Origin of the sequence: Rhodopirellula europaea 6C, from assembly GCF_000338295.1 — a bacterium.
Lineage (GTDB): Bacteria > Planctomycetota > Planctomycetia > Pirellulales > Pirellulaceae > Rhodopirellula > Rhodopirellula europaea.
Genome location: NZ_ANMO01000036.1, coordinates 1 through 6,610, shown reverse-complemented (window position 1 = coordinate 6,610; position 6,610 = coordinate 1). Strand labels below are relative to the sequence as shown.

Annotated in this window: 5 protein-coding genes; 1 reads left to right on the top strand and 4 read right to left on the bottom strand. The window is 56.3% G+C overall.

All coding sequences use genetic code 11. The features are described from left to right. Positions 1-185: 185 nt before the first annotated feature. From RE6C_RS03480 to RE6C_RS03470, 3 genes are read right to left on the bottom strand one after another with little or no spacing between them, the layout of a single operon-like run. Positions 186-1,133 (bottom strand): AAA family ATPase, encoded by a 948-nt coding sequence (locus tag RE6C_RS03480; RefSeq protein WP_039961093.1) that lies wholly within the window; start codon positions 1,131-1,133, stop codon positions 186-188. Continuing rightward, entirely contained in the window at positions 1,130-3,346 is a 2,217-nt protein-coding gene (locus RE6C_RS03475; protein ID WP_008653918.1) for a transglutaminase-like domain-containing protein, read from the bottom strand. Before RE6C_RS03475 ends, RE6C_RS03480 begins: the two co-directional genes overlap by 4 nt. Then, positions 3,327-4,526, bottom strand: coding sequence for a DUF58 domain-containing protein (locus tag RE6C_RS03470; RefSeq protein ID WP_039961095.1), 1,200 nt, complete (start codon positions 4,524-4,526; stop codon positions 3,327-3,329). The genes RE6C_RS03475 and RE6C_RS03470 overlap by 20 nt, the downstream gene beginning before the upstream one ends. 1,017 nt (positions 4,527-5,543) lie before the next feature. Here RE6C_RS03470 and RE6C_RS31350 point away from each other — a divergent pair. Beyond that, positions 5,544-5,972, top strand: a complete 429-nt coding sequence (locus RE6C_RS31350; protein ID WP_144054646.1) for a DUF2946 domain-containing protein — start codon at positions 5,544-5,546, stop codon at positions 5,970-5,972. Between the two features lie 299 nt (positions 5,973-6,271). Here RE6C_RS31350 and RE6C_RS33215 read toward each other — a convergent pair. Beyond that, on the bottom strand, positions 6,272-6,610 hold a 339-nt coding region (locus RE6C_RS33215), incomplete at its 5' end, for a DUF1585 domain-containing protein (protein WP_039961087.1).

Here is a 6,610-nt window from a genome sequence, read left to right as displayed (position 1 = left end):
TTCGGCACTGAATCCAATGCACAACCCTCCCCGGCCCGAAGCGGTCCGACCCTCCCAAGGGGAGGGTGAAGGGAAACGGCACGACCTCTGAAGAGGTCGAGGGGAGGGTTCGGCATTGGAGTCAGCATGTAGCCCTCCCCGGCCCTTAGCCGGCTGAGGTTGCAATGGCTTGGGGTTTCGAGTCATCACTTGTACTCCGGCGCGGGAACTTGGGTCATGATTCGATCGATCACCGAATCGGAGTCGTCGGCCATCGTCAGCAGTCGCACGGACAGCACGGGGCGAGCAACTTTGGCAACGTCGCTGGGGGTCACAAAATCGCGTCCTTGAAGCATCGCCCAGGCTTGCGCAATTCGTTGCCACAGCAACATGCCTCGCGGGCTGACTCCGAGCTGGATGGCCGCGTCGTTGCGAGTCGCTTCGACCAAGTCAACCAAATACCCCTGAACCTTTGGATGAACCGATGTCGTTTGCACTTGCTGTTGAATCTGCTTCAGTTCCGCCAACGACAACGTGCTGGATGCTCGCTCGTTGGCGCTGTCGGCTCGGGCTGCGTTTTCAAGAATACCAAGTTGTGCTTCGCGGTCGGGGTATCCGATTTGAAGTTTGATGGTGAACCGATCCAATTGGGCTTCGGGCAAGGGATAGGCGCCATGGGAGTCGATTGGGTTTTGCGTTGCGATGACGAGAAACGTCTCGGACAACGAATGCGGCACCGAATCGATTGTGACTTGCCGTTCTGCCATCGCCTCCAGCAAAGCGCTTTGAGTCCGAGGCGTGGTGCGGTTCAGTTCATCAGCCAGAAGCACATCGGCGAAGACCGGTCCGGGATGGAACTCGAACTCACGAGTCTTTTGGTTGAACAAGTTGAATCCCGTCACATCGGTTGGCAACAAGTCCGGCGTGCATTGAATTCGTGCCAGTCGTCCACCAAGGCAATCCGCGAGTGCTTTTGCCAGTGTGGTCTTGCCCGTTCCCGGTAAGTCATCCAGAAGCAGGTGCCCTTGCGCGAGCAAGCATGCAATGACCATTTCGATCTGCTCGGTCTTGCCCAGCAGGACGCTTCCCAGTTGATCGCGAATCGCTTGCAACGCGGTTTGTGTTCGATCTTCGTGTTCGGTTGCCACACTCATGCCATTGTCTCGTTTGTCATCGATTTCAGTTGTTTTGTATTCAAGGCACGGACGAGCGAGTTGAGTCGACGACGATCGATCGGTGCGGGTTTTCCAAAGGTGGCTTGGTCGGCCACATCACAAAATTGCTGGACGTGATCACGCATGTGGAGATCGCGAACGACGAGAGTTTCCAGCCAATCGCGTTGTGGTTTCCCGGTCGGTCGAGCCTTGCCGATCAAGCTCGCACGTGTTTCCACAATTCGCATGGCGATTCCGAGCTGTTTTCGAGATGGCAGCAACAACGACAGTGACCAGGCTGCTGTCAGCAGCCAATCAATCCAGATCAGGCGTGTGAGATAGGTCACCATACCCAGTGCAGCGATCAGAAGACCGTGCATCCAATGGGCAGCCGCGAAGCGTTTGGTACTCAGCCAAAGCGAGGGTTTGTAAACAGGTGGTTCGTATCCCGGTGTTGGTTCCAACTCAAACCATCGTCCATCGTCGAATTTGATTTCGACCCAGAAATGGATGTCTTCGGGGGTGATGTTTGCATGCCCCGCCGAGATGTCGTAGGCGTCCGGAGGAACATAGAACCCCGTCACCAATCGCGATTGCAGTCCGATCTCACGTGCTTTCAATGCCGCGACGGTTGCAAAGAGATGATCGCCACCGCGACGGGTTTGCAGGAACTCTTCGACTGGATTGTCCGTCAGGGTTGGCGTGTTGCGATCGAACGTGAACTCCGTTCGCAATTCATCGACGATGTCCTGCAGTTGTTGATAAGGGTGCGGGGCGGAATCGGAGTTTGCCTGTTGGCTTACGTCCACTTTGGTTTGGTTGCCCGCTAACCGATCCCACAGCTCGTCTTCCATCACTTGGATTGATGCCAAGTTCACCACCGTCAACGGCGGGATCTTGTCTCGTTCTGGCATGAATAGCGATCCATCGTGTTCGATTCCGAAAAAGTCTTGCCGGTTCACGTCCTTGATATGGAGTCCCGCCGTCATCATGGGCGCGGGGAACCGTGTCGAATCGAGACGCAGCACTTTCAACAAGTTGACCGTCACCAAATCGCTGTCGCTGAGTGCTCTGGATTCCAACTTGGGGTCGAAGAACCAAACCTTTTTGTCGATCTCTCGCTGGCTCAGTTTGTCGTTGGAACGATCGACGGTGTTGGTCCAGTCAACGCCATCGAATGTGTCAAAGCGTTCCATCGCCAGTCGAATGCCAGTCGGACCGGCCCACTGAATCACCGCATTTTCTTTCGCGTCTTCAAAGTGGCGATGTTTCTTCGGTGGCATGCGATCGGTGCTGAATGAAGAGCCCCCTTTTTCGCTCTTGGCGGCTTGATCGTGCATCGGAATGAGGTTTTCGTTTCCCATCGCTTGGCGACGATCCCACTTCATTTTCTGTTTGGGTTCACCGATCATCTCGTTGACCATGTCGAAGAGTGACGACTCGGTGGATTCCAAGAAGATCTCGGACTCGACTGCGCCGAAGGACTCGGCATGATCTTTTGCCGCGATGGCTGCGTCGCCGGATCCAATTCCTGAACGTGCCGCCGGGTCCGACCATTTGGATCCGCCGCTGGTGGGCATCACACCGTTGGTCATTCGGTTGGCGGGCCCGACGTGGTTTCGAACCGCCAGTCCACCGGCGATGCACAAGACGACCGCTACGAGCACGCTTGCCGGGCGAACTCCAACGGTGGGGCGAACGGAGTCGGGCAAGCAGACATCGAGTTTCTCCCAGTGATTGGCGACCAAGTGCCAAACACAAACGCTCATCCAAGCAACCGCGATCCAAACCGCTTGCGAGTGTTCAGAGATCGAAGTGGCAAACAACACCAGAAAGCCACTGGCGACCAATGACATGGCTCGAGTGCGATCCGTTTTCGCCGCAACGGCAACGGCCAGCGAGACCGAACCAAAGGCCGATAGAGTGGACATCTCGAACGCGATTGGTGATCCGAAAGAACGGGCCAAGATTGCAAAAAGAACGGGAGCAATCGCGAGCAGCGTCGTAGCGGAACTCGTCACGAGTTTTGATCTGCCTGATCCCGCACCGAAAGTCTTGACGAGTTCCACGGCAGCAAAGAGTGCCAGCAGCGTTCCGAATTCAGCCAGGAACCAAACTCGTGACTCGACATAGAACCGCAGTGGTAGCACCGATGCGATCGCAAGGATCGCTAGCAGGATGGTTTCTCTTCGTCTACGCGGCGGCGTCTGCATCACGCACCTCCGTCCAAAAACTCAAGACCTGGTCGGCCAGTGCACTGCACGATTCGATCTGCTTCATCACCGATCGCCCGCCGGCTCGGCGTCCGCCGCGAGGATCGATCACTTGCACGATTTCGCTGCCGTGGCGATCGGATGAAAACTCGATCCGTGCGTTCTTGCCGGTTCGTTTCCGCTGGATGACAGCAGTCGTTCCATCGGCGGGAATCTCGGTGAGGGCGTTGAGTATTTGCTGCCTGCCTTGACTGCCGCGTGCGAGCCGCAGACTTTGCGAACCAATCGTGACTCGCATGGGCACACCGGATTGCTGCAGGTTGATCAAGACGCTCGCGGCCAATCGAATTCGATTGGCCAGCAGTTCGCGTCCGGTTGGTCCGGCGTGTTCCGCACCCGAGAGTGACATCACGGTGGAAGGATGCATCACGGTGTCGATGAAGACATCGAGTTCAACCGACTGCGGACCGCCACGTTCCGTCACGACCAACGAGTCCACCTTGGCCGATGCGACCCAGTTGATGTGTTTGGCGGAGTCGCCACGGCGAAAGTCGCGTACTCCGATGAAGTCACCGCTCCGCCCGCCGCGATTGCCGTCGCCTTCATCGGTGCTGGTCAGTCCGATGATTGGGCAGACGCCGTGAACCGGGTAAACCTTGGGCCAAACGGTGAGCGACTTCATCGTCGTCAGGTTGCGACGAGCCGTCCAAATTCCAAATGGAAACGAACAAGCCACTTGTGGCAATTGAATGGGGTAGTGACCTCGCAGCGAGGGATGGACGGTGATCCCGTATTCACTGACGCACAAGGGCGCGACGCACGCGAGCCCAACGGTGGGAACTGCTTCATCGCCTTCGCAATCCAGGTAGCCTTCGACGGCCAATCCCCAAACGGGAATGGGAAGTCGGTTGCGGACGGCGACGAGCATTCGGCACGCATCGCCTTCGTGAACGGAGTCCGTTTCGGGACGCAACTCACATGTGGTGACGTACACCGCAACCAGGGGCCACGCCATGCCGACGACGATGATCGCGGTCAACGAGGCGGCCAGGACCCAGCCGATCGGACTGAGGTACAGACCAACAATCACGCTGATCGCGGTTGCAAGAACGAACCAACCGATGGGCTCTTTCAGCCAATAAACAAAACGATTCGCCCAGGGACAAAAGTCGGTTGTCATCACACGAGACAACCAACTCACGGACCTGGGCATTTCATGGACAACTGCCATGGAAACGCACCTCGGGTACGGAAGCGAAACAGGGGAAACAATCACGCAGCGTCAGACGCTAGGCGGACCCCGTACCCGATGAAGATGGCAAATCGCTTGTGGGACGAAAGCGTTTTCCGCAATCGCCACGTCGCGGCTGGCAGTCAGCGGTTCCAGTTGAACCGTGGTGTCCCAAAGAAAAATGGCATGACGCGACGCAAAGAAACTCTGGCAAATCGAGCAATGATCCGAGTCATGTGGCTCAGACGGTTGATCCGATTCCGACTCGGCCAAGATGACATTTACGTCGCTCTGGCAAGTTGTTTGATGTTCGTCCGCGCTGGCGTGAGCGTGGTCGCAACACCCCTGGTCACTGTATCCCTGCTCACCGTGATCGTGTGTGTGGCCGGCGTGGGCATGACAATGAGATCCGACATGCGGGAGTGCTGGTGAATCGCAATGAGCGGCACAACAACTTGATTGGTGTGACGAGCATCCAACGTGAACCCAACCTGCAACATTGCCAAACAGCAATGCAGCCAGTGTGAGGTAGACGGTGAGGATCCGGAACGACGCCAAGGGTCGGTTGCCAACGTTGAAATGTGAAAGAAGCCTGAATGCACTGCAGATTGATTCAGGCATGAATCAACGGTCCGACAAAGGACTCAATGATTGTTCTCGCGACGTTACGGCTTGTCAATCGAAAAGGTTCGCGGCGACTGTTCGTCAACTGCTAGTCTTGTCCGCCGCGATACCAGGGCTCGCCTGTCGCTTCGCGTTCAAGTGAAGAGTGGATGAGTCGTCAGCGGCGGCATCCGAGTTCCAGCGAGAAGAATTTTGTGTGAAGCTCAGCGACGAATAAATGTTCAAGTTTTGGGTGATGAACTTGACGAACGGATGGGGTGGAGTCATCGTACTAGGCAGCAATCGTCTTTGGTCGGACCACTTTGCAACAATCTAAAACTCTCTGAATCGAACGTCGCTTTCATGACTTCGCTGTTCCGGCCCCTCGTCGCTAGCCTGCTCTGCAGCTTGATCGTTTTCGGTCACGCTCCGGCTTGGTTGCATGTGGCCACCTGTGATAGCGAGTCCCATTCGCATGCGGGTGACAACGCCAGCGACGCAGTTTCTGTTTGTCCGCACGGGTGTCATTATCATGTGACGGAATCAGATGCATCGACCACGGATGCTTCGGAAACGGTTCCTCACTCGCAAGATTCAGACGCACCTCACGATCACGATACCTGCGGGATTTGCCAATCATTGGCGAGCCCAGTCGGTGTGACTTGGGACTTGGTGGTTGTTCTTCCGACCGAGTATGCATCGGAACTCACCAGCGTCCCTGCTGTTCGCCCTTTGTTGGCGACTCTTCTTTCGATCCCGCAGCCTCGCGGGCCACCGGCGATCTTCGCTTAGGTTTTGCATTCTGTCCGTAGGATAGGCGTCCAGCAACTGTCGCTTCCACAGTTGCATGACATGCGGGAACCCTTTCACTCGATTGTTCCACCACGTTTAGATTTGGTGGGATCGCTTCGCGCGTGAGCATCAAGACAAATGGGCTGCCGACCTCATACGTCCCGCCGCGTGCGGCGTGATCGGTCAACGGTCCGACCAAACCCGATCGGTTGCGCTCACGCGGTGGGGCTCCTTTAACAAGACATGTCGTTGTGGATCAGTGCACGAGACCCGTGGAAGAAGACTCGTTTTCTCATCCACTACGACAGGTGACCAGTCTGCAGACAGACTCCCGAAGGGGAACACTGCGGCGAAGCATTCGCGTTCGTGAACTTCATCCCTTCACGAGCCAGTCGTTCGACATTCGGCATTGAGTCATCCATTGCAATCGGCGACCCGTTCCACGCCCAGTTATTGGTGAACAGCAGCACGATGTTGGGTTTCTCAGCGGTCAACATTGGGTCGCTCATTAGGAGGTGCCGCAGCAATGATTGGATTCGATATTCATCCCTCTTGGATTTCGCTGCGACCTGATCCACGACGTTGGGATCGAGTTGGTTCAGCCTTCGCCCCTTCCCGTATTCAGCCAGATTGATATG